Consider the following 2,877-nt stretch of genomic DNA (forward strand, 5'->3'; position numbering starts at 1 on the left):
GACACCTCTTGTTTGGCGCGTCTCACCGCCCCTTGCATAATCGCCGCTTCCAGCGTTCGCCAGGCTTGAGTTCGTCGCCAAAGACATAGCGACCCATGATGGTTCGCTTTCGATTTGACCGCGAAACGTCGGTGCTGTTCGTCGGAAGCGCTCCCAATGGGTCCGCCGGCGTGATGGATCGTTGGTCCTTGGCGGAAACAGGAACCGAGCTGGAATCGAGAGCGGTCGGAATTTGGACTATCTGTTTTGCCTTTTGGCGCGGCGCCGGACCGCCGGAGTTTCTAACGATTCGGTTCGCTGTCGCCGGCGCCTCCGGCGCGCCTGACGAAACGGCTGTCCCGTCACTCGGTGATAAAGATGCCCGAACGGACGCGACTGTTGACCTGTCCGCCAACTGCGCCGTCAGCTCTGGCGAGTGTTCCAGATTCTGCGACAACTTTGTCGTGTGGTCCTTGCCCTTCATTGTACGCACTGACGGCGGCTTCCGCGCACGCGGCACTGGATCCGACGTTGCGCCGGACAAGAAGGCGTCTCGGAGCGGATCGCCGGGCGACTGCTCGGAGACAAGACTCGGAAGAATTTGACGCATCGGAGGTGATGCGTCGTTCTCGCCGGAGGGTTGATTTGGAGCCCACGCCGCCCCGAATGTCGCGGCGGCCCTACAATGAGACGCACTTCCAAAAGCCGCAGGCCGGGGTCTTGGTCTCCGACGATTGCCCCGCTTGACTTGGGTTGGTCGCCAGTTTCGGCCGACGCCGGACTTCGACCGTGAACGACGGAACGGCGCGTCTCAATGAGGCCCTCGATACAGTTGATGGCAGGGGTGATTGGTCTCGCGGAGAACCTGCGAGCCAAAGCGCAGCAAAACAATACCCGACAATCATAGCGGAGGCTAGCTTGTCATCTTCCCGCGTCCATCGGCTCGCGCACGGAGATGGGAGCCGATAAACAGCGCCTGCTGTTTGAGCGTCGAAGCGATGGGCCGCTTATTCGGCGATGGTTGCTGCTATCGAATCCGCCGATAGTGAGGCGGCGACGGGGATGCGTTGGGCCTCCAAGCGCTCAACTTAAGACCAGTCCTATCATCCACAACCTTATCCGCCGCCGCGCCTTGAACCGCACGGCCGGTCTCCTTGCGCTCAAGATTTGATTTTCCGATAAGAAGGAGGCCGCTCATGTCGCTCTTCAAACTGGGGGACGGAATTTTGGCGGGATTCCTGAACGCCACGCAGCGAGCGCTTGCGCCGCCTGACCACCCGCTTCGCCGAAGGCTGAACGACGAAGCGCATGCGCGGCCGCCCGAGCGCATTTCGGCTCCGGCGCGCATCTCGTTTCTGGCGCTGATCGCGACCCCAGAGCAACGCGCGCAGGCATGGGAGACGATCGCCGAACTGGCTCGCCGGCATGGAGCTCCTTCCGTGCCGGATAAGGCCGACCACTACAGCGCCGACTTCGGCCGGTTCCGCCTCAAGGCGGAGCGGCATACCGAATTCATGCGGGTGACGGTCATCGTGCCGAGCTACGGCTGCGGCGGTCCGACGCAGCCTTTCGCGGAAACCGCCATCGAGTCTGCCGACGCAAGTTGGATTGCGGATCTCCCGGGCGAAGTGATTTGCGCAATCCATGCTCTGATTGCGCCGGCGGAACAATGGCCCCCGAACCCCGTCGAATCGAGCCGCGACTTCGGGTCGATGGACGGAGTCGTTGGCGCCATGATCTCTGGCGGCGCCGGCGCCGCGTTCACGGACCTGCGTATCCGTGACGACGGGTTCGGCCGGCTGCTGATTCTCGATCACGGCATGTCTCAGGGCAAGATCGGCCGCTCGCTGCAACGACTGATGGAGATGGACACTTACCGGATGCTCGCGCTGCTCGCCTTTCCAGTCGCGCGCGCAAGCATGTTCGAACTGACGAAGATCGAACGGGAACTGACGAGCGTGACGGAAGGCCTCGTCTCGGCGCAGGAGGAGGAGGAGCGGGGCTTGCTCGAACGACTGACTGGGCTTGCCGCGCAGGTCGAGCACCTGCAGTCGGAGAGCCAGTTCCGCTTCGCGGCGGCCGCCTCCTACTACGAGCTGGTGGAACGCAGGATCGGCGAGTTGCGCGAGGAGCGGATCGAGGGATTGCCCACCTTTCGAGAATTCATGGACCGCCGTCTCGCTCCCGCGATGCGAACGTGCCGGACGGTGGCGGAGCGGCAGGAATCGCTATCCGCCCGCGTCGCGCGCGCGACCGAACTCTTGTCGACCCGCGTCGAAGTGTCGAGCCAGCGGCAGAGCCACGCTTTGCTCGACTCCATGAATCGTCGAGCGCAACTGCAGCTGCGCCTTCAGGAAACCGTCGAAGGTCTGTCGGTGGCGGCGATCACCTACTACATCGTTGGACTCGTCGGCCACGCCGCGGAGGGGCTCGAGGTTGAAGGGGTTCCCATTAGCCCCGTTTTGGCGATGGCGGTCGCAATCCCGATCGTGCTGGTTCTCGTGGCGGTCGGCGTGCGGCGCATCCGCAAGAGCGTGGCGCGCGCCTTCGGGGACACCGCGGACTGAATGCACGGCCTGTCCCCGCTGTCGCGCAGCACCCAACCTGCCCTCGGACCCCATGATCGCGCCCAACTATGCGGCGGAGCGATCGGCGCTAGCGAAAAAGGCCGGACTCGGTCAGCTTCGGGGGGGGGGAAACCGTCGCTCGCAAGTAGGTGGTTGCGAGTTTTTGCGCTCTCTTAATTCATTGTATTATATGGGGTAATTGGTCTTTCCGGCGAGGGCTGCTCAGACTTCTCATGAAACCATGTCCGGATGAGCCAGATGCCAGAAAGCCCCGCCACAGCGCCGATCCCGGTTCAACTCTCCGAGCCGGAGTTCATCGCATTTATCTTCC

Annotated in this window: 1 protein-coding gene; it reads left to right on the top strand. The window is 62.9% G+C overall.

Annotated elements, in window-relative coordinates; all coding sequences use genetic code 11:
- The first annotated feature begins 1,175 nt into the window (after positions 1 to 1,175).
- Positions 1,176 to 2,546 (top strand): DUF3422 family protein, encoded by a 1,371-nt coding sequence (locus tag ACLP25_RS05475; RefSeq protein ID WP_442468213.1) that lies wholly within the window; start codon positions 1,176 to 1,178, stop codon positions 2,544 to 2,546.
- The last annotated feature ends 331 nt before the right edge of the window (positions 2,547 to 2,877 follow it).

The organism is Roseiarcus sp., from assembly GCF_052145395.1.
GTDB lineage: Bacteria > Pseudomonadota > Alphaproteobacteria > Rhizobiales > Beijerinckiaceae > Roseiarcus.